Genomic DNA, 20,592 nt, shown 5'->3' with positions numbered 1-20,592 from the left:
AAAATAGTAGTAATTGTAATTAATGGTAACGGTGGGGATGAAAATGTTAGAGAAACTCATAATTGAATTGGCTAAATTAACGAAGCAGGTTGAAGATATAAATGGTGATAAAACTTATTGGATTATAAACAAGGATGATAAAGGATTAGATGTTCAAACTAAAACTTCAAGTGGACAATATGCAAAGGAAGAAGAAGCACGATCTTATTTTAACGTGAGTTCTGAACTTCTTAAGAACGCTTGGAAAAAATTTATCGATATGCGTACGGTAAAGAGTGAGGATTTCGGACAAGCAAGTGAATGTAATGATTTCTTGATAGTTTTCTTTGCACAGCTTCCATTTGTGAATGTAACGGAATCAGGGGCTATTACATTTAAAGAGTTCCAAACTGATAATTTGCCATGTGAGCAGTATCATAAAGTTGTTGGATTTTTGGAAGAGGTAATAAACAATACATACGATCCGAAAAATTTAAGTGATCAAACCAATGGTAATTTGTATAGAGTTAAATCTAAAGGAAGACAAGATTTAAGATTACTGGGATTTTTAAAGGATAATCAGAATATTAATACATCTTTATTAAATGAATATATTGAGGCGGAAAATAAGAATGATGTTATTCGAAAGTTAGTTTTAAAGCAGGAATACGTTCACATTGTTATGTTTGTGCTTAATCTTTTAAGAGCATATCAGAGAAGGGACAAGAAAGCAGCTTTAGTACATTTAGCGATGACGATTGTTCGGAACTCTAGAGGGGATAATTTAATGCTAGAATCATTAGCGAAAGAGCGTACGCATAACCTCTTAATGTGGTCTGAGAAATTGGAAATAATTAATGCTGAATGGATTCCAGCCGAACAATACATAAAAAAGAGTGAAGAAAAGGGCGGTAATATGAGTAGTAGTTTACGTGAAGGCTTTTTAAAGATACTGAAAGAATATTTGGATGCAAAAACAGAAAAATTTGCAGGACATAAATTAGGATTAACAGTCCGAAATGATATAGCAACAGAGATCATTCGTTTACCATTTATAAATGAGAAGCAGTACAGTGTGATAGGGTCAGTCGGAAAAGGGAATTGGGCGACAGTTCCATGGATTGCGCTAATGCATAGAAGTATTACAACATCGACACAGAGAGGGTATTATATCGTCTATTTATTTAGTGAAGATATGCAACGATTGTATTTGACCATTGGACAAGGTGTAACAGAAACGACTAAAGAAGAGATGCAAAAAATTAAAGAAGAGATTCGTGAACAAATACATATGTCCGACAAAGTGCAAAAAGATGATGAAATTTTCCTAGGTACAAGCCAAAAAGCAAAAGGATATGCAAATTCAACAGCGGCTTATATTGTGTATGATCCTAATAAAATGCCAAGCGAAAAAGAGTTAGTAGAGGACCTAGAAGAAATGTTTCGTTATTATGAGGGATTCATAGCTTATAAAGAGAAAGGAACGAAATATGAAATGATTTATGAGAGGAAAGAAGTGTATTTAGATCAGCAATCAATTATCGATCACGTGTCTTCTTATATTCAAAGTAAAGGTTTCTTTTATGAGAGAAAGGATCTTATTAACTTTTTCCTTTCATTAAAGACGAAGCCATTTGTAATTTTATCGGGTATTTCAGGTACAGGGAAAACGAAAATTGTTCAGTGGTTTGCGGAGAGTTTAGGGGCTACGGAAGAGAATGGACAATTTACACTTATTCCGGTTAGACCTGATTGGAGTGATAGTTCTGATTTGCTTGGCTATGTGAACCTTCAAGGGGAGTTTCAAGAAAGGCCGTTAATTAAAGTTCTTGAAAATGCAGATGCAAATCCAAATAGGCCGTATTTTGTAGTGTTAGACGAGATGAATTTAGCTCGAGTAGAATACTACTTTAGTGACTTTTTAAGTGTAATCGAGAGTCGTAAATGGAAAGATGGAAAAATTGTTACATCACCTGTTCTTCCTGAGTCAATTGCGAATAAGCATATTACGATTCTATCAAATGTATACATTATCGGAACGGTAAATATGGATGAAACGACACATCCGTTAAGTAAGAAAGTATTAGATCGTGCGAATACAATTGAATTTAATACCGTTAACTTAGATTATTTTAATTTTTTAATGGATGTAGAAGAGAAGGAAGCTGAAATTGCTTCAAATCGCTCTTTAGAAACTGAGTATCTTCATCTGAAGGAATGTTTTAAAGAAAACGAAGATCTTGTGAGAAATATATCGAACCTTTTAATAGAAATAAATAAAATACTTGAATCAGTTGGAGCTCAAGTGGGGTATCGTATACGAGATGAAATTTGCTTCTATATGGCATATAACGAACAAGGGAAGTTATTATCGTTCGATGAGGCGCTTGATTATCAAATATATCAAAAGATTTTACCGCGTCTTGCAGGAAGTGATGGAAGAACGGAAGAGGTATTAAAGCAATTGTATGTATTATGTGCAAATGAAGAATATGATAGTGGCAATAGTGATGCTTCATATGCTAAGTATCCTCGTTCCGCTAACAAGCTGTCTCATATGTTAAGGAGGTTGGAGTATGATGGTTTCACCTCTTTCTGGATCTGATAGTGAGATAGAGCTAGTTAAGATTGAAACAGAGGAGCTATCATTGACGATTAAAGGAAATCCTTATCATGAAAAATATGAGAGTTTAAAAGAATATCACGCTATGAACGCGGATGAAATGATGTATTTTCATGTAGATGGGAAGACAGAATCCGTTTCTGTATTTGATGCGAGATTGCAGAGGCTAGACGAATGGAACGAACACCCGCCAATCTTTTTTGAAAATAGAAGTTATCAGCTTGTTGTTGTTCCGAAAAAGAACCAACAGCTCTCTTTTTATCATGAACATCCGGGGTTTCGAAAACAAGTTAGCTCTATTCAAATGGGGTCACTTCATGTGTTAATGGGGAATCTTTCGTTTCCAAATGAAGTAGGAAATACAACATTTGAAATTAAAGACGCACAAGACACTTTATTAACTGTTACATTTGAAGTTTTCCCGGCAAAGCTTGATTATAAGGATGATTACAGAGCCTTATTAGATGAAGTAAATGATGAAATTTATAATTTAGCATTTCATTTACTAAAGAGAACTTACTTAGGAGCATCTGCAATTTACGCTACAAATCCATCGAAGAGTGAATTTTATCGTATTTTAAATGATTCCTTTGAGCGATTTATGAAGTCAATCTCTCATATAAAAAGACAACCGCATCATACGCTTATGACTAGACATCAACTTGTAAGAGGAGAAAAAATTCGTAAACTGGATTCTGTCGGAATGAACTATTTGCGAAAGCGATCACACTTGCTCCAAGGAGAAAAAAGTATACCGACTAAAGGGATTACAGCTTATAAGGAAGTTTCTTATGATACGCTGGAAAATCGATTTGTTAAATGGATGATTCAAAGAGTCGTACATAAAATAGATGATTTACTTAAGGCGCTAGAGCCAAAGTCTAGATATACACGTGGTGTAACTGATGAAGATTTGCTAGAGCGTGTAAAAAATATGAAGTATCGAATGAAAAATGAATTGAACGATCCATTTTGGAGAGGAATCGGAAAATTAGATCGCTCAGTCTTTTCACTCGTTATGCAAATGGCAGCAGGCTATCGAGATGCGTATCAAATCTTCTTAATGCTATCGCGAGGTTTAACATTAAGAGGACAAATTTTCAAAATGTCGGTAAAAGATGTCGCAAGGCTATACGAATACTGGACATATTTAAAACTCGGACAAATTCTATCAAAGAAATATATACCGCTGCATCAAGATGTTATTCAAGTTAAGCAAGACGGTTTATACGTAACGTTAGATGAAAGTAAAACTGCGAAAAGAACGTTCAAACATCCAGTCACTGATGAAGTAATAGAACTGTATTTCCAGAAAAGAAACGGTAGACTGCCAACAGTTACACAAAAACCAGATACGATGCTCGCTATTGAGAAAAAGGGAAATAGCTATCAATACCAATACATTTTTGATGCGAAATATAGAATTGATTTTGCTGAAAGGCCTCATTATAAAAAGAAGTATGGTACTCCTGGCCCAATGGAAGAAGACATTAATACAATGCACCGCTACAGAGATGCATTAGTTGTGGAACAAGATGGACCTTTTGAGCGGACAGCTTACGGAGCGTACGTATTATTCCCATGGAACCAAGAGGAAGCGTACGAGAACCATCCATTTTATAAAAGTATCGAAAAAGTAAATATCGGTGGCTTTCCATTCTTACCAAACGCAACAAGACTAGTCGAACAATTTCTAGATCATCTTATTGAAAAAAGCCCAGAAGAAATTATAAAAGAAGGTATTCTCCCAAGAGGAACAAAAGAAGAATGGCATTCATCACTAGAAGAAAAAGTATTAGTGGGCGGCGTGAAAACTGAAATTGAATACGAAACATATAGAAAAAATGGCTTATATCAGATGTTAGTTACACAGTTAAAACCAGGATGGCAAGAAGCGAAGTATATAGCATTATATGCACCGAAAAAATGGCACGGAGAAAAAGGCGGAATTCAATACGTAGCAAAAATTAAACACATTCAAATGCAACAAAACGATGAGTATGTACATTTCGAACTAGAGCCATGGAAAAAACTAGATCATCTCATCCGCCCAGTAGGATATGGCGTTCAAACATACACAATAACAACTATGTCGTTATTAAAAGAAGTACAAGAACTCCCAGAACTCTTTATGAAATCAAAAGAAGAACGAACGCTTTGGAAAACGCTGCGTCGTTTTACGAAGCAAGTTAAGGTTGAGCTGGATCATCGCAATTTAGATGAAGCCTCTTCTATTAAGAGTTATTATGTGCAGGATGTTCAGATTTGGGTTGATTATGGGAATGGGGTTGTTATGTTGGGGAGAGATGGGTTAGTTAAAGAGGTTCCTTTGGAGCTGGTTGTTGGGAGAGGTTCGGTGTTGTTTAAGGAAGTTTTAGAAGTACTAAATGCTAAGGAGTAGCATTTAAATACAAAGTTGATTAAGCCATGGATAAGGGCCAAGTTTATTTTTGCATGGAACAAATGAGTTTAGGTGAAGTGGAGAAATTTTAAATATAATAGATAAATATTAGTTGGATAAAGTGTATTGTTAGCTATGGGAGGAAGAGCATATAAGGTAGATGCTCTTCTTTTTATTTGTAAATAAAGTGGATGTAAAATTTAAATGATGACCGCCATCCTGTCAAGGTAAAGATCTTATTTTACCTATATTGATGATACTAATTTTTTTATACATTCCCCTTGCACCTCCCCCAACGTCACCCCCTAACCTAAAGAAGACAAATCAAAAAGGGGGGACCAAACAACTCATGAAAACCACCACAAAAGAAAAAAGAAACACCATCATCATGCTACTACTCTCAGCCGCAATAGGAATCTTTTCGCCACTACTCATGTACATCACACTGGCACGTAAAAATGGAGTGTACAAATACCATTGCCGAAAGGCGTTCAATTTTCATTTGTTAATTTTTCTTCTATTTAATATTAGTTCGCGTATTAGTGATGTTTTGTTTTGGATTGTGTTTGCCTTTGAGGTCGTTCAAGTGATCATTGTTGCGTGGAAAGTAATACGCGACGAGCCATATCGTTATTTCATTCGAATTCCGTTATTTAAAGAAGATAAGTATGTAGTGGAAGGAGAATAGATGATGAAACAAGAAGTGGAGGTAAAGGGAAAGCGATTTTTCGTTATGATTGCATTGTTGTTTATTGCAGTTTATATCGTTTTACGAAGACGAAAATATGAGTACTTTTATGACGGTATTAGTGAGTATGAACATCGTTATAGAGGGAATGTTCCTTTTGTATTGCTTGTTGTAGGTTTGTTTCAATATTGTAGGCAGAATGAGATGAGTTTTTCTCATATGCTTCAGTATGTGAAAGATAAGTTATCGGAGTAGGTTATGATATGGCGTGGATGATTAGTGAGTTTGCAAGTATTGGGGATGTTACGGTGCGGACGCTTCGTTATTATGACAAGATTAATTTATTAAAGCCAAGCGATTATACTGAGGGCGGGCATCGGCTATATACGAAAGATGATTTGTATGTGCTGCAGCAAATTCAATCGTTTAAGCATCTCGGTTTTTCGCTTGGGGAAATTCAAAATATTATATTGCAGCGTGATATTGAGACTGAAGAATTTTTAAGACAAATGCATTTTCAAAGAGAATTGCTTTTTGCAGAGCAAGAAAGAATTGCGAAGGTGCTTTCGCATATGGATGAGATGACGAAGAAGTTTCAAGAGGAAGAACGAGTGGATGTTGCTTTGTTTTCTTCTTTTCTGCAAACTTTTATATGGGAGAAAGAAAATAAGGAATGGTTAGAGGAACACTTTTCAAAGGATAGTGTTCAATCTTTTTATAATAATAGGGAATTAAAAGAAAAGTTTGATCGGCGATTTATGAATGTGATAGGGAAATTGAAAAAGTATAAGGAAGAAGAGAAGGATCCGATTCATCATGACGTTCAAGTTACCTTGAAGGAATTTTTCAATGTAATAGAAGAAGTAACGAACTATCTTGATATACTTCAAAGCGATATAGAGGATATAATCCAAAAATCAAACCGCCCACTATCCGAATTTCCGACCATCTTCACAACCGAAGAAGAAAACTATATAAAAGAAGCAATGCAGCAGTTTAACACCTAGTTAAACTGCTTTTCCATTATAATAGAAGAAAAACCTATCGGAGGGAACCCATATGCCAACCTACAACAAACTAATCCGAAACAAAATCACGCAAATAATAAAAGCTAACGGAAAAACACCCATAACAAGAATCCTAAACGAAGATGAATACATAAAAGAAATCTGCAAGAAAACACAAGAAGAACTAACCGAATATCTAGAAGCAGACACAAAAGAACACAAACTCGAAGAACTATCCGACCTCCTAGAACTAATAAACGCCCTAGCCGAACATGAAGGCACAACACTAGAAGAAATCAACAACATCCGTAAAAAGAAAGCAGAAGAAAGAGGCGGCTTCTCAGATCGAGTATTTTTAATCGAAGTAACCGATAACTAGCCCCTCCTAAGCCCCTTACAAGCCCCTACCAAGTAATAAATCACTAAGAAAAAACATAACAAAACAAAAACAAAAACAAACACCGTAGTAGTAGTCAAAAAAAATTTAAAATAACACGCCAAAAACCCGGCCAGTCTCCCATATATATTATGAAGGGGCTTTTACTTTTGAACGGAGACGGGAGGAATTGGGATGGCGGTGTATCGTACTGTGCAGGTGAATTTTTGGCAGGATGATTTTGTTTTGGATTTGACGCCGGAGGAGCGGTATTTTTATGTGTATTTGCTGACTTGTTCGAAGACGACGCAGTGTGGGATTTTTCCTTTTCCGAAGCGGTTAGCTGAGATGGAGACGGGTTATAACAGGGAGACTGTTGATAAGCTTGTGCAGCGCTTTGTTGATTATGGAAAGATTCTTTATGATGCGGATACGCGGGAGTTATTCGTTTTAAATTGGCTTCGTTATAATCCTGTGACGAATACGAATGTGGAGAAGTGTGTACTTCGTGAGCTTAAGGGTGTGAAGAATAAGGAGTTTGTACATATGTTTCTTCAAAAGTGCGTAGAGGAGGAGCTGAATGTTCCGATGCTTTTAGCGCATTTCGGTATGCCTGGTGAATTGGCTGTGGATGATGTTGATCCGATTTGTGAGGAGACAGAGGAAGAAGAGGTTGTAGAGGAAGAAACGGGAAGTAAGGTGTTCACGTTTTATGAGCAACATTTCGGTAGTTTGTCTCCTTTTGCGGTGGAAGAATTGAGTGCGTGGATGGAAGATTTGTCAGAGGAGCTTGTGCTGAAGGCTCTTCAAATTGCGTTTGAGAATAATAAGCGGACGGTTGCTTATGTGAAGGGGATTTTGAGAGGGTGGCATGGGAAAGGATTTACGAAAGTATGTGAGGTTGAGGCGGATACGGCGAGCTTTAGGAAGAAGGAGTCGTTTGTTAGTACGGGGGAGACAGAGGAGTTTTTGGCGAGGTGTGAGGAGTGGGAGAAGAATGCGCCGTCTGAAGAAGAGTTGCAGCGCTTTTTAGCGAAGCGCGGGTGGCGGCCATGAGTATTCAAAATGTGGAGGCGGAGAAGACGGTGTTAGGTTCTCTATTAATTGATGGAGAGCTTATTAAGGAGTGCCGTTTGACGGAGCAGTATTTTTCTATGCCGGTACATAAGTCTATATTTCAGTTAATGCGAAAGATGGAAGGAGAGGGGCAACCGATTGATCTTGTGACTTTCATTTCTAGGGTAGATCCGAAGTTTTTAGAGGGGATCGGGGGAATGGAGTATTTTATAGGGTTAATGGATGGTGTGCCTACTACTAGAAACTTCTCATATTATGAGGGGCTTGTTCGAGGTGCCTGGAAAATGTATCAATCTGGTGTTCTCGGGCACAAGATGGGAGAGCGTCTTATTGCGGAGAAGAATGAGAAAATTATAGGTGAGACGATTACGGCACTTTGTGAGTTAGAGGAGAAAGACTCTGTATGTGAGTTTGATTTGAAGGATGCGTTAGTTGATTTGTATGAGGAGCTTCATCAAGATGTGAAAGAGATTACTGGTATTGAGACTGGTTATACATCGTTAAATAAAATGACGTGCGGATTGCAGGAAGGTGACTTTGTCGTTCTTGGTGCGCGTCCTTCTATGGGGAAGACTGCATTTGCGCTAAATGTTGGACTGCATGCGGCGAAGTCTGGAGCGGCGGTTGGATTGTTTTCGTTAGAGATGAGTAGTAAACAATTGCTGAAAAGGATGGCGTCTTGCGTAGGTGAAGTGTCAGGAGGTAGGCTGAAAAATCCGAAGCATCGTTTTGCGATAGAGGACTGGGAAAAGGTGAGTAAGGCATTTGCGGAGATTGGTGAACTACCATTTGAGATTTACGACAATGCAGGTGTTACGGTGCAAGATATTTGGATGCAAACTCGTAAGTTAAAGAGGAAGCACGGTGATAAAAAGCTTTTAGTCATTGTAGATTACTTGCAGCTTATTACGGGCGATCCGAAGCATAGGGGCAATCGATTTCAAGAGATTAGTGAAATTTCTCGTAAACTTAAGGTATTAGCACGTGAATTAAATGTTTGTGTAGTAGCATTGTCGCAATTGTCTCGTTCTGTAGAGTCACGTCAAGATAAGCGACCTCTTTTATCTGATTTAAGAGAAACAGGACAAATTGAGCAAGATGCGGATGTCATTATGCTTATGTATCGCGAAGGTTATTATGATAAGGAAACGGTGCATAAAGAGATGACGGAGATTCATGTGGCGAAGCATCGGAATGGGCCTGTCGGGAGTTTTAAGCTGCGGTTTTTGAAGGAGTTTGGGCGGTTTGTGGAGGGAAAATAGTGAAAAGACTGGAGTATCACTTTGTAAATAAAATAAAGCATAAGTGTTCTATTTCATTCACTTATGCTTTATTTTTTGATTCTTTTCATATACTCCTTATTTCCCCATAAAGAAAGACTTTCTTTCTGCCGTAATCCATTGCTGCAAGTCATCTTGGCTACGTCGGACAATTCGATTTACTAAAACATCATGCCATACGTAATCCTCTAGTAAGTATATATGAACGGGGTCATCTGTATAAAAAGCAATATTACGCTCTTCAAGTGATGGTCCATAAATCATTTCTTTAGAATCTATCGATACAATAAACCAATGTTCTGTAGACAAGGTTTCTGTATAAGGGGTTATGCGATGGGCTTCTAGATTTTTAATGGGATTTTCAACATGTAGGGTAATACCTTGTATTGTAACTTTATCAGCTACTTCAGATAGATCTTCTTTTAACGCTTCATACATCTCATCCCACATTGAAATGACAATACGTCGTTCTGCTTTTTTTATTAATGCCTGACAATAGCTAATGATTGTTTTATTGTCTTTTAAAGTAATCACTCGATTATCCGTTTTTTCCTCGGAAGTTTCTAGTTTTTTTAATGAATCACTTATTCCTTCATAAGTAGACTGCCATTCTGATTGCGCCTTCTGTAAAAAGATTTCAACAGGTAGAGGTGAATAGCGAGTAGTGTCATTTATTTCTTCTTTCATGACAATTCCTTTTTCTACAAGGTTACCTAAAATCTCATAAATTCGCGCTCTTGGGACACCCGAATCCTTACTCACTTGATAGGCTGTGACAGGCCCCTGTTTAACAAGAGATACATAAGATTTAGCTTCATATTCATTGAAACCAATTTTTTTGAGCTGTTGTACTATGTAGTCCACTTTTTTCGTCCTCCGATGTTTGCATTTATCCCGCTTTAACGGGCAGTAAGACCCCCACCTCAAAATTCAGCGGAAGCAAAGAAGTTAGGTGGGAATCAACTGCCCGTAAAAGCCCGATTGGTTCAACTAATAATCAGTGGGGGATGAACACCCCCCCCCCACTGATTAAAGTTTCACTTTATATTTCAACGTTACAATAACTCTTTACATTTAGCAAATTGATAGTTACTATTACAATAGTGACTAAAGGGGAGGCTACTAGTATGGATTTTTATTTAGACCCATCTGTATTAATGATTTTGATTGTTTTTGGATTTGTAGCTGCATTTATTGATTCAGTTGTAGGTGGTGGTGGACTCATTGCTTTACCAGCTTTATTATTTACAGGATTGAATCCAGCAAGTGCAGTAGCCACGAATAAATTAGCATCGACAATGGGGAGTGCAACTAGTAATATTGTGTTTTATCGTTCTGGTAATCTTGATTTGAAATCGGCTTTTAAATTATTTCCAATCACTTTTATAGGTTCCATAATAGGGGCATGGACCGTTCATTTAATGAATCCAGAAGTACTGAAGCCATTAATGCTGATCATGCTTGGTGTGGTCGCTATTTATACGATATTCAAGAAGGATTGGGGAAGTATTTCCACTCATAAAAAATTGTCTGGTCGACACGTCATTATTTTTACCTTTTTTATTTTTGCTATTGGTTTTTATGATGGATTTCTAGGTCCTGGTACAGGTTCATTTTTAATGTTTTCTCTTTTATTTATTGGGTATGATTTTTTAAAAGCAGCAGGTACTGCGAAGTTTCTTAATTTAGGAAGTAACGTTGGTGCATTGTTGATGTTTATGTATGTAGGGCAAGTAAACTATGTGTATGGTTTTATAATGGGAGTTGCTCAAATTGCTGGAGGAATCGCCGGCTCCAGATTTGCTATAAAAAAAGGAAGCGGGTATGTTCGTGCCCTTTTCATTACAGTAACTTGTTTATTGTTAGCGAAAAATCTGTATGACTATATTCAGTAAGTAATTAAAGAACGTAGAAAAGGTTAAATACGCAGATTACATAAAATATAAGAAGACACTAGGGAGAAAATTCTTTTTAACGTTTTTTAGATGCTACCTTATTTGAAGATAGCATCTAAAAAGAAAATCTAATTGAAGAGAATGAAAATAATATAAACTCATATTTTCTATATAAAATTTCATTTGTTTTGTTTACATAATATCTTTACAATCATTTGATAAAATATATGTAACTGCATATTGTGAGGGTGGGTGGTTATCCCTTCTTTCCATTTGGAAGGAAAGGGGGTGATAATATGGAGTTTTTGTTTGACCTTGTAAAAGAATTTGTAAAAGCGACCGTACGTGAAGTTTCAGCGTATTTTTTGCGGAAGCAACTTCTGGGGAAGGACAACAAAAAACCCACTCCGCGCCGTAGGAAGCAAAAGGGTGGGTTTCGTAAAAAATAGTAACGTATAATAACCACCACCCTATACGGTAGCAGTTAAGGAAGAGATGTTAGCGCATCTCTTCTTTTTATTATATGCCAATTTATTCGCTGTCACACTTATATAGTATTCTACGGAAAATATATCATATTCCTATTTTGTGGTCAATTTGATTGCATGATTGAAAAGGTGTAGTTTTATTCCTCTTCAAACTGAAAAATATCCCGGTTAATGAGTTGGTGAAGATACCTATCCATTTCAGCAGCAGAAACTTTTCTTTCATTTTTAAACCACCATGCGCTTAATGAGGTGATTGCCCCTGAATAAAATTCAATGATTAAATCATTTGGCATCGTATGATTTTTGCGCAGTTGATGTAACGCTTCTATTTCTTGTTTTCTCGTTTCGTGACTTAAATACTGTGTCCGGTTAATGAATTGTTCATCAGACATTTGCGTTTCTAATATTTTACCGATTTCTTCATGGTGTAGGAATTGTTCCATTACTTGAAATGGTTTACTTAATCGATCTGAAACTGGTATTTCAACAATCATCTTGCTGTATCGTTTAAATCCAAATGCTAATAAAGCATCTTTATCTTCGAAGTGTTTATAAAAGGTTGTTCGGTGTACCATCGCGCGGTCACATATTTGGTTAATCGTGATCGTACTATATTTCTGTTTTGATTGCGTCATTAATTCAAATAAGGAATCCCATAGTAATTTATGTGTACGTCTAATACGTAAATCAAGTTGTTTTTCATTATCATTCATCTACACTTCTCCTTTTTTGTAGATTAAATATACAGTGGCTGAAAATTGATTCTCCCTTTTTAATCTACATATGTATATTATATTACATGTGTTCAGGTATATTTAAAGTTTTTTAAGTAAGAAACAGGAGGAGAATCTGTAAATGAATATGACAACTAAGAGCCCTGTAAGTGGCAAATTTGATACTTCTAATATGAAACATACCCCCATTTTAATTGCATTACTTTTAGGGGCAATGGTTGCGTTATTAAACGAAACGTTACTTGGTAATGCGTTAACCGTATTAATGAAAGAATTTGGTGTAACAGCTTCAACAATTCAATGGCTTTCTACAGCTTACATGTTAGTAGTTGGTGTTTTAGTCCCAATTACAGCGTTACTTCAACAATGGCTCACAACGAGGCAAATGTTTTTAATCGCTATGGTAACGTTTTTAGCTGGTACATTAATTGCGGGATTTGCGCCGACATTTTCCGTTTTATTAGTCGGCCGTATCGTCCAAGCTGTAGCGACGGGATTAATTACACCGTTATTAATGAATACGATTTTAATTATTTGTCCGCCTGAAAAACGTGGTGCAACAATGGGATTAATCGCACTTGTAATGATGGCAGCTCCAGCAATTGGTCCTACATTATCCGGAGTAATCGTAGACTCACTAAATTGGCGCTGGTTATTCTACATTGTTATTCCGATCGTGATCATTTCCATTATGATTGGGATGAAGTACATTCAAAATGTTTCAGAGTTAACAAAACCGAAAGTAGATTACCTATCAATCCTTTTATCGACACTCGGATTTGGCGGACTTGTGTATAGCTTTAGTGCATCAGGTGATTTAGGATGGTCTGATACGAAAGTGTATGGCGCTTTACTTGTTGGATTTATCTCATTATGTATTTTTGTCGTCCGACAATTAAAAATTGAGAATCCAATTTTAGAATTACGCGCATTTAAAGTCCCAATGTTTACATTATCAGTTGGATTAATCGTCATTGTGATGATGTCGTTATTTTCAACGATGACTTTATTACCGATGTTCCTGCAAACTGTTTTACTCGTTACAGCTTTTAAATCAGGAATTATCATGCTTCCGGGAAGTGTTATTAGTGCCATAATGGGACCAATCGCAGGGAAACTATTTGATAAATTTAGTCCGAAAGTTATTATCGTTCCCGGTATTGTGTTAGTGGGGATTGCAATGTTCTTATTTAAAGGCATTACTCCTGATACATCAATGGTACAAATTATTGTTATGCATAGCGTATTAATGGTTGGACTCATGTTTGTCATGACGGCACAAACATACGGTTTAAATCAGTTAACACCAGATTTATATCCGCACGGAACAGCACTGTTTAGTACGTTGCAGCAAGTAGCTGGCGCAATTGGTACGGCTATCTTTATTTCGAAAATGTCTTCAGGAACAGCTAGCTATATGGAAAGCTCCGCAAATCCAATGGACCCAGTAGAGAAGTTAAACGGTTTAACGTCAGGATTCCAAGGTGCATTTGCACTAGGGTTAGTCTTTATCATTGTTGCTTTTATCGTATCGTTGTTTTTAAAAGAAGAGAAAGAGGGAGTAAAGGCAGCGAGGGTTTTACAGAACGAGAATTAAGATTTAAATAAAAAAGACATCTTTAAGAGGTAAAGATGTCTTTTTATATTTCTTTCGTAACACTTGTTTTTGATGTCTTAATACATAAGAATTGGTATGTAAAATATTTGTATTTTTTGAACATGAATAATTATTGAGAATAACGATGCAAAGCTGTGCTAATAACTAAAAGTCCAATAATGAGAGAAAGTGTTCTTATAATAAGTTCTGCCACTAATAGTTCACCAAATGATTTAGTGACATCGTATATAGATCCTGTTATGAGAATAGGTGCGATCATAATTATAATTCCAATTATTATTTGAAGAAGTAGATTGATGTTTTTATTCAAGACAATCACCTCCAAAAAAATAGGGAATGAGAATATGGTTTTTTTTGTATTATAAAATGATTATATCGTATTACATTAGACGATGAGAATATTTTTAAATAGTAGAAATTAGAGACTCTTCAATAAAAAGGAATTAAATATGGTATTCTTTAGTTAATGTATGTAAACGAAGACGGGGGAAGTGAAGATGGATAAGAAGCTAAAGTATTGGCTAGCATCTATTATAGGGGGAGTAGTACTTGCAACTGGTATGACTTATGGAATATTACAGTTTGCTGAAGTCCCGCTTAAGAGTGAGGACCATGTTTTTGCAGAGGTTAATAAAGAAGACATACTATCGAATGAAGCAGAAGTGAAAGGTTCAAATGCACAACTTCACATTACAGTAACTTCTACTGAAGAAGAAGTTATTTCAGCTATGCATAGCATGACTCATCAAAAAGTAAAAGCGTGTGAAGGAAAGGGAGCAACCCCTATGTCCAAAAAGAATGCAGAGAAAGTAAGAAATATTCTAAACGGAAACAATTTCAAGAACAAAGAAGAGCTATTAGCAATTACTGAAAGATGGGCAAATAGAGATTTTAGTAAAATTGTAGAAGAACATAACTATTTTATTAAACTTCAAGGTGGCGTGATAGGTGAAGCTACAGTGATGGATAAGGTAGACGAGCAAGTATTTTGTCTCAATACTTTCGGTGATGATGTAACGGCCGCATTAATTAAATCAGGAGATCTTCAAGCGCTGTAAGGTGTTTTTTCTCTGATATAAAGAAAGCCTCAAGTATTCATATACTTGAGGCTTTTCCAATGGAAAGATAGGAATGATCCGAATTCCTTACATTAAGAACAAAGTGGAATTACTCCTAAACCAATTAATAAAGCTGCAGCAACTGCTGGAATTGGTACAGGAATTTGAATACCTTCTACAAATAAGAAATATTGACCACTTACTATTTTAAAACAAACTAATTGCATGGCTATTCCTCCCTTCTTTTAGAATTAATACATTATATTAATTTATCTATTTATTGTTATAGTTAAATTATTCATTTTTAAAAATATAGTTAATATGTAAATAGTTTTCGAAAGGACCTGCTCAATCAATACGGAAAAACATAAGATGAAACGAATCCATTAAAATACATGAGTGAACCTTAGTTTTCCCCTCTTATCTAAAGGAGGAACTATTATGGGTTACGGTGGTAGTTGTGGCGGTTGTGGCTTTTCTGGAGGCTTTGCTTTATTAGTTGTGTTATTCATTTTATTAATCATCGTTGGAGCTTCTTGCTTCTGCTAAAAACTATTGGAAAAGACACTCATATAGAGTGTCTTTTCTTTCGTGCAAAATGATTCCTGACAATAGCCAACTGTATAAAGTATACGGTATACCTTTTCTTTATTAGGCATGTAGAATTGTAATAATTACATTAACACCGGGAGATACAAGAGCTTTCTTATTTGAGGATGTTCAAGTATTACTGTCTCAAATGCTACTACAGCTAACGCTTTACTGATTCCATTATTTATCCAACAAACAACATATATTTGTTGTGATAAATCAAATTCATATTACTGTGAGAATAGTGACTATGGTTAGTATTAGTTATTAAAGAGAGCTTTGGCTCTTTTTTTATTTTCTTTCGACATAATATAACAATATATGAATTAACAGTTTGGTATTATTATCTAGAAATATTACATTTATCTACAAATTATTATTGTATTTTTAGATTTTTAAATGTAAAATATTTCAATGTAAATACATACCATTTAGGGGGATAAAGAAATTTATGAAAAAATTATTAGCTTCAGCAACAGCGGTAACACTATTAACAGTGGGGTACAGTTCTTCTGCATTTGCAGCTAAGAGTCCTAATGATACAAAAAACTGTGGCCATTTTAAAAGTCAACAAGATGCTCAAGCATTCTGGGATCAAAATGGATATGGTGTTGGAAATGATCCACACCGTTTAGATAATGATAAAGACGGCATTCCATGTGAAGATTATAAATATCCAAAGAGCACAAATACTACAACAGAAAATAAAGAAACTACTAAACCTCAAGAACAACCTAAACAAGAAAATACTAAACAGGAAAACACTAAACAAGAACCTGTTAAACAAGAAAACACTAAGCAAGAGAATTCAAAACAAAATAACCAAACAACAAATCATAAACAAGAACAAACTAAGCCTCAAACAACTGCAAAAGAAACAAAGAAAAATACTAATACAGTTGTGAAAAAAGAAACGAAAAAACAAGGTGAAAAATTACCTAATACAGCATCAAACGGTGTTACAATGATGTTAGCAAGCTTAGGATTAGCATTAGCTGGTTCTGTATTAATGTTCCGTCGTAAAAAGACAAACGCATAAAATAGTTCCTTAAAACGGCAGGAGAAATCCTGTCGTTTTCAAATGGAGTGATAAAAGTGAATAAAAAACAATGGATAGGCTTATGTTTAACTGTTATTGGACTTACTATCTTTTCCTATTATTTTCTAGAATGGTATAGTGCTAGACAATCAGCAGAGTCGTTAACAACTAACGAGGCTAAACAATATGAGACCTCCACCCCTTCTAAAGAAAATGAAACGCAAAACATCAATCAAACAGAGACAGAGATAAAGACTGACACTTCCTTACAAGAAAAACCTGTACAAATTCCTGCTTCAAAGGTAAACCATCAGTTAGGAGATAAAGTAGCATATTTAATTATCCCTAAAATACAAAAGAAATACTCTATATATTGGGGAGCTGATGATAAAGTACTAAAAAAGGGTGTAGGTATGTTTGTTAGTGACTTAACCACTACACCATCTGGAAATGGTCATACAGTTTTAAGTGGACATAGAGATACTGTTTTTACCGAGCTTGGTCAATTAAAGGAAAATGACCAACTTATCGTGGAATATGAAAATAAAACATATACATATGAAATTAACAAGCATTGGATAACAGATTCAGAAGATCGAACAGTTATTGTAGAAAAAAGTGAGCCAACATTAACATTAACAACTTGTTATCCTTTTGACTATATAGGAGACGCTCCAGATCGGTACATAATTGAAGCATCTCTACTTTCCATTCATTGAGGATGGAAAGTCCAATACACATTAATTTTAATAATATGTATTGGACTCCCATTCAAGTAACATTTTTCTCAATGATTATTTGGTATATTTTAGGGTGTTTTTTACTATTTTTATGTTAAGATATTTTGGTTGATATTCATCTTATTTTAGGAGGTTGGAAAATCTGTTACATGCTTTTCATATGGATTTTAGTTTCTATACCGAAAGTATAAAAGTTTTAGGGTTATTAGGGAATTCTACTCGCTTATCAATTGTTTGTAAATTGATTACATATGGATCGTTGTCAGTTTCTGATTTAAGTAAGCAAACAAGAATTACAGAGGATTTGATTGTACAACATTTGCGTAAATTAGCCTTTGGAAATATTGTAATTAGTGAACGTATAGGGAAAAGGATTTATTTTAAAATAAAAGATAATAAAACAATTGAGATTATTAAGGTATTAGGATTACTAAGTTAATTTTCATTACTTTCAATATAAATGATTTTGCTATAACTCAATTGTGCAAAATCACATTTAGCCTGCCTACGGAAATAGGGAGGTTTTTAATATACAAAAAGGCGCCCATATAAGGGTGCCTTTTCCAATAGTTTTTTAGCAGAAGCAACTGCATCCGATAATGATTAATAAAATAAACAATACAACTAATAAAGCGAATCCTCCAGCGAAACCGCAGCCTTCGCCACAACTACCACTATATCCCATAACAATAGTGCCTCCTTTAGATTAGAGGGTAAAACTAGGGTTCATTCCATGGATTTTAATGGGTTCACTTTACCTTATGTTTTTAAGAATTAATTGAGCAGGTCCTTTTGAAAATAGAAAAAAGACGCCATAAGGCGCCTTCCTCCGACTTGAACTACCATGTATTAATATGGTAATGATTAATACATTTAAATATAAAAATAATTTGTTATACTTCCATGCACTCTAGCCGATATAATGTCTAAGGAAATTATTGGTTAATTAATAGCGAACATATATTAGGGAGGTACACAAGTCATGGAGCTAATAATTTCTTCATTTGTATTAGTGGTAATATTCTTTATTCTTTCGATATCTTTAAGTGGTAAAGGTCAGCGAATAGCAAAAGAAGTTTTAAAAGAGCTTATTAATGGTCCTGAGGGGAAAATGTTGGTAGGTTTTTTTGGATCTGCAGCAGTTACAGGAGTAATTTTTGTCATTTGGCTTTTATTGAACTAAGCATTTCAGTTACTCAGGCTGATACAAAGTGCAAGAAAATTACTGGATAATTAAAGGTACATATATATTAGGAGGTACATAAGTCATGATAGATATAATCATGTCATTCTTTTTACTAGTTATATATTCTATTCGATATCTATTTTCAACAGGCGAAAATAGGAAAAAGGCAAAAGCAGATTTAAAAGAATTTTGGACTGATACTGATGGGCAAATATTATTAGGTGCTGCTATGGGACTTGTAATTTCTGTGATAATTTTTGGTTATTTTTTTATGAATCTATAGATGTTCAATCAAGAAGAAAAGTATTAAAGAAAACAAGATATTAAATAATATATAAGGATCTCGCCATTTCTGTAGGATGGTGAGTTTTTTAATGTACAAAAGAAAATACACCCAAATAAGAGTGTCTTTTCCCATAGTTTTTAGCAGAAGCAAGAAGCTCCAACAATAATCAATAAAATAAACAATACAACTAATAAAGCAAATCCTCCTGCAAAGCCACAACCGCCACCGCAGCTACCACCAAAGCCCATAATAATTCCTCCTTTAAAGAGTAGGAGAAAAATAAGGAGTCACTCATGTATTTTAATGGATTCAAATTACTTTATGTTTTTAAGGATTAAATGAGCAGGTCCTTTTGAAAATAAGGGAAAGATGATTTAAGGCGCTTCACCTGAAGAGGGGTACGGCCAGCATTTTTGAAAAGAACACGCTAAGAGTATACAAAGTTTTATGCAAAAAATAGGGGGACACCGGGAACCATAGGGATGTATAAAAAGATGCATAGAGTCATAGAAAAAGAAAAAGGCGAATCCCTTCTGAGATTAAGGGGGCACTTTTTTCTTCGCTACCGATAATGAGAAGTTATGTTAACTTTCTATAAATATCATATTCAACCAAAATTACCCTTATTGATGGTACAATTAAAGCCTTGGAGGGATATTATGGGGATTATTTTATATTTTGCATTTTATTTTGGAGTACTGTTTCTTATAATTGGTACTGCATTAGTTTTATTTATTATGGCTGCATTACCAAAAATCTGGAGTAAAAATCTATCATTCGTAATGATCGGTTTAGGGATAAATATACTTACCATTCCGTTATCTTATTTTATAGGTGGGATGGCAACAGATTCTCCTGATAGTACTAGGTTAGATTTTTGGAAAGGATTTTTCTTTATTCAAAAAATACCGCTCTTTTTACTGATTTTTTTATTATTTTTAACTGTGGTGTTGTGGTTTATTCGTAAGAACAAGAAAAAAGTAAACATGTAGAATTTTAAAACGACTTCCAATAACGATAATTATGTAAATATGAAACCCCTTCAGCAAGTAAACTGAAGGGGTTTTTTCTAGATACATTGAATCCCGATAAGTGATGTTATGGTAACTAAGTCTTTGTAAGTATTATCACTATGGTATAATATGGTTAATTATGTTTGTAAAAAGGAGAAATGTTTAATGGGAGTTTTTACAGCATTGTTAGCAACTAGCTCAATTTTATTAGTAGCTTGGGTTGTAGGTGAAAGAGAAAAACAAAATCAATAATAATATTTTATATTTATGGATGAATTAATTATAAAATTAAGAGGGGTTTGGGTATGGGAGACGTATATGGGGGACTAAAATATTTTGGTTTTTTACTTGTATTAGTATTTAGTGTGGGATTTATTATACGTTGGATTTTTCGTGATGTAATTTCGTTAGATCAATTACTTGGTTTAGGTATAGGAATTATTACGTTAATAATGGCGTTTTTTATAAAGAAATACAGTAAAGAGCTAAATACTAATAGTTAATTTATGTTTT

26 protein-coding genes are annotated in these 20,592 nt (G+C 35.0%); 20 read left to right on the top strand and 6 right to left on the bottom strand.

Features of this window, described 5'->3' with window-relative positions:
• The first annotated feature begins 43 nt into the window (after window positions 1–43).
• The 8 genes from CGQ22_RS23455 (at window position 44) to dnaB (ending at window position 9,413) form a co-directional block, all read left to right on the top strand.
• The gene (locus CGQ22_RS23455) at window positions 44–2,584 is read left to right on the top strand and encodes an MrcB family domain-containing protein (protein WP_089149430.1); all 2,541 of its coding nucleotides are present in this window, start codon (window positions 44–46) and stop codon (window positions 2,582–2,584) included.
• A complete protein-coding gene (locus CGQ22_RS23450) occupies window positions 2,559–5,003 on the top strand; it encodes a restriction endonuclease-like protein (RefSeq protein WP_139032815.1) in 2,445 nt (814 codons plus the stop codon). Before CGQ22_RS23455 ends, CGQ22_RS23450 begins: the two co-directional genes overlap by 26 nt.
• 349 nt (window positions 5,004–5,352) lie before the next feature.
• Entirely contained in the window at window positions 5,353–5,691 is a 339-nt protein-coding gene (locus tag CGQ22_RS23445; protein WP_089149428.1) for a magnetosome magnetite crystal formation protein family, read from the top strand.
• Window positions 5,692–5,694: 3 nt separating this feature from the next.
• Window positions 5,695–5,946: a hypothetical protein gene (locus CGQ22_RS23440; protein WP_139032715.1), complete on the top strand. Its 252-nt coding sequence runs from the start codon at window positions 5,695–5,697 to the stop codon at window positions 5,944–5,946.
• A gap of 8 nt (window positions 5,947–5,954) precedes the next feature.
• Window positions 5,955–6,698 carry a MerR family transcriptional regulator gene (locus CGQ22_RS23435; RefSeq protein ID WP_089149426.1) on the top strand — a complete coding sequence of 248 codons (744 nt, stop codon included), beginning with the start codon at window positions 5,955–5,957 and terminating at the stop codon, window positions 6,696–6,698.
• 52 nt (window positions 6,699–6,750) lie between these two features.
• Entirely contained in the window at window positions 6,751–7,077 is a 327-nt protein-coding gene (locus CGQ22_RS23430; protein ID WP_089149425.1) for a nucleoside triphosphate pyrophosphohydrolase, read from the top strand.
• Between the two features lie 192 nt (window positions 7,078–7,269).
• Complete coding sequence (locus tag CGQ22_RS23425) at window positions 7,270–8,130, top strand: DnaD domain-containing protein (RefSeq protein WP_089149424.1); 861 nt, start codon at window positions 7,270–7,272, stop codon at window positions 8,128–8,130.
• The gene (gene dnaB, locus CGQ22_RS23420) at window positions 8,127–9,413 is read left to right on the top strand and encodes a replicative DNA helicase (RefSeq protein WP_139032716.1); all 1,287 of its coding nucleotides are present in this window, start codon (window positions 8,127–8,129) and stop codon (window positions 9,411–9,413) included. The genes CGQ22_RS23425 and dnaB overlap by 4 nt, the downstream gene beginning before the upstream one ends.
• 96 nt (window positions 9,414–9,509) lie before the next feature.
• On the opposite strand, the gene CGQ22_RS23415 is transcribed toward dnaB, so the two are convergent.
• Window positions 9,510–10,295, bottom strand: a complete 786-nt coding sequence (locus CGQ22_RS23415; RefSeq protein WP_089149422.1) for a TrmB family transcriptional regulator — start codon at window positions 10,293–10,295, stop codon at window positions 9,510–9,512.
• 263 nt (window positions 10,296–10,558) lie between these two features.
• Between CGQ22_RS23415 and CGQ22_RS23410 the strand changes: the two genes are divergently transcribed.
• Together CGQ22_RS23410 and CGQ22_RS32150 are read left to right on the top strand one after the other, a co-directional pair.
• On the top strand, window positions 10,559–11,326 hold the full coding sequence (locus CGQ22_RS23410) for a TSUP family transporter (RefSeq protein ID WP_000348439.1): 768 nt from the start codon (window positions 10,559–10,561) through the stop codon (window positions 11,324–11,326).
• 296 nt (window positions 11,327–11,622) lie between these two features.
• Window positions 11,623–11,775 carry a hypothetical protein gene (locus CGQ22_RS32150; protein ID WP_000394757.1) on the top strand — a complete coding sequence of 51 codons (153 nt, stop codon included), beginning with the start codon at window positions 11,623–11,625 and terminating at the stop codon, window positions 11,773–11,775.
• A 176-nt stretch (window positions 11,776–11,951) separates the two neighbouring features.
• Here CGQ22_RS32150 and CGQ22_RS23400 read toward each other — a convergent pair whose 3' ends face one another.
• A complete protein-coding gene (locus CGQ22_RS23400) occupies window positions 11,952–12,527 on the bottom strand; it encodes a TetR/AcrR family transcriptional regulator (RefSeq protein WP_000999312.1) in 576 nt (191 codons plus the stop codon).
• 142 nt (window positions 12,528–12,669) lie between these two features.
• Here CGQ22_RS23400 and CGQ22_RS23395 point away from each other — a divergent pair, with 142 nt between their 5' ends.
• A complete protein-coding gene (locus tag CGQ22_RS23395; RefSeq protein ID WP_089149421.1) occupies window positions 12,670–14,145 on the top strand; it encodes an MDR family MFS transporter in 1,476 nt (491 codons plus the stop codon).
• 130 nt (window positions 14,146–14,275) lie between these two features.
• On the opposite strand, the gene CGQ22_RS32145 is transcribed toward CGQ22_RS23395, so the two are convergent.
• Window positions 14,276–14,476, bottom strand: a complete 201-nt coding sequence (locus CGQ22_RS32145; RefSeq protein ID WP_001038824.1) for a hypothetical protein — start codon at window positions 14,474–14,476, stop codon at window positions 14,276–14,278.
• A gap of 187 nt (window positions 14,477–14,663) precedes the next feature.
• Here CGQ22_RS32145 and CGQ22_RS23385 point away from each other — a divergent pair, with 187 nt between their 5' ends.
• Entirely contained in the window at window positions 14,664–15,224 is a 561-nt protein-coding gene (locus tag CGQ22_RS23385) for a PRK06770 family protein (protein ID WP_000358641.1), read from the top strand.
• 92 nt (window positions 15,225–15,316) lie between these two features.
• Here the strand turns inward: CGQ22_RS23385 and CGQ22_RS32590 are convergent, their stop codons facing one another.
• On the bottom strand, window positions 15,317–15,451 hold the full coding sequence (locus tag CGQ22_RS32590; protein WP_001177693.1) for a hypothetical protein: 135 nt from the start codon (window positions 15,449–15,451) through the stop codon (window positions 15,317–15,319).
• 214 nt (window positions 15,452–15,665) lie between these two features.
• Between CGQ22_RS32590 and CGQ22_RS23380 the strand changes: the two genes are divergently transcribed.
• From CGQ22_RS23380 to CGQ22_RS23365, 4 genes are all read left to right on the top strand, one after another.
• A complete protein-coding gene (locus tag CGQ22_RS23380; protein ID WP_000540375.1) occupies window positions 15,666–15,773 on the top strand; it encodes a YjcZ family sporulation protein in 108 nt (35 codons plus the stop codon).
• A 493-nt stretch (window positions 15,774–16,266) separates the two neighbouring features.
• Window positions 16,267–16,854, top strand: a complete 588-nt coding sequence (locus CGQ22_RS23375) for an excalibur calcium-binding domain-containing protein (protein WP_000734532.1) — start codon at window positions 16,267–16,269, stop codon at window positions 16,852–16,854.
• Between the two features lie 56 nt (window positions 16,855–16,910).
• On the top strand, window positions 16,911–17,573 hold the full coding sequence (locus CGQ22_RS23370) for a class D sortase (protein WP_001036101.1): 663 nt from the start codon (window positions 16,911–16,913) through the stop codon (window positions 17,571–17,573).
• Window positions 17,574–17,754: 181 nt separating this feature from the next.
• Window positions 17,755–18,033 (top strand): ArsR/SmtB family transcription factor, encoded by a 279-nt coding sequence (locus CGQ22_RS23365; protein WP_089149420.1) that lies wholly within the window; start codon window positions 17,755–17,757, stop codon window positions 18,031–18,033.
• Window positions 18,034–18,168: 135 nt separating this feature from the next.
• On the opposite strand, the gene CGQ22_RS23360 is transcribed toward CGQ22_RS23365, so the two are convergent.
• Entirely contained in the window at window positions 18,169–18,279 is a 111-nt protein-coding gene (locus tag CGQ22_RS23360) for a YjcZ family sporulation protein (protein ID WP_000542355.1), read from the bottom strand.
• A gap of 297 nt (window positions 18,280–18,576) precedes the next feature.
• Here CGQ22_RS23360 and CGQ22_RS23355 point away from each other — a divergent pair, with 297 nt between their 5' ends.
• Together CGQ22_RS23355 and CGQ22_RS23350 are read left to right on the top strand one after the other, a co-directional pair.
• A complete protein-coding gene (locus CGQ22_RS23355) occupies window positions 18,577–18,777 on the top strand; it encodes a hypothetical protein (protein ID WP_000420164.1) in 201 nt (66 codons plus the stop codon).
• Between the two features lie 85 nt (window positions 18,778–18,862).
• Window positions 18,863–19,063, top strand: coding sequence for a hypothetical protein (locus CGQ22_RS23350; protein ID WP_000565419.1), 201 nt, complete (start codon window positions 18,863–18,865; stop codon window positions 19,061–19,063).
• A 140-nt stretch (window positions 19,064–19,203) separates the two neighbouring features.
• Here CGQ22_RS23350 and CGQ22_RS23345 read toward each other — a convergent pair whose 3' ends face one another.
• Window positions 19,204–19,314: a YjcZ family sporulation protein gene (locus CGQ22_RS23345; protein WP_000505681.1), complete on the bottom strand. Its 111-nt coding sequence runs from the start codon at window positions 19,312–19,314 to the stop codon at window positions 19,204–19,206.
• A 411-nt stretch (window positions 19,315–19,725) separates the two neighbouring features.
• Between CGQ22_RS23345 and CGQ22_RS23340 the strand changes: the two genes are divergently transcribed.
• Together CGQ22_RS23340 and CGQ22_RS23335 are read left to right on the top strand one after the other, a co-directional pair.
• Window positions 19,726–20,058: a hypothetical protein gene (locus CGQ22_RS23340; RefSeq protein ID WP_000511403.1), complete on the top strand. Its 333-nt coding sequence runs from the start codon at window positions 19,726–19,728 to the stop codon at window positions 20,056–20,058.
• Between the two features lie 326 nt (window positions 20,059–20,384).
• Window positions 20,385–20,582, top strand: coding sequence for a hypothetical protein (locus tag CGQ22_RS23335; RefSeq protein WP_000503141.1), 198 nt, complete (start codon window positions 20,385–20,387; stop codon window positions 20,580–20,582).
• The last annotated feature ends 10 nt before the right edge of the window (window positions 20,583–20,592 follow it).

The sequence above is a fragment of the Bacillus sp. M13(2017) genome (assembly GCF_002218325.1).
Lineage (GTDB): Bacteria > Bacillota > Bacilli > Bacillales > Bacillaceae_G > Bacillus_A > Bacillus_A thuringiensis_K.
This window is presented reverse-complemented; position numbering and strand designations above follow the sequence as displayed.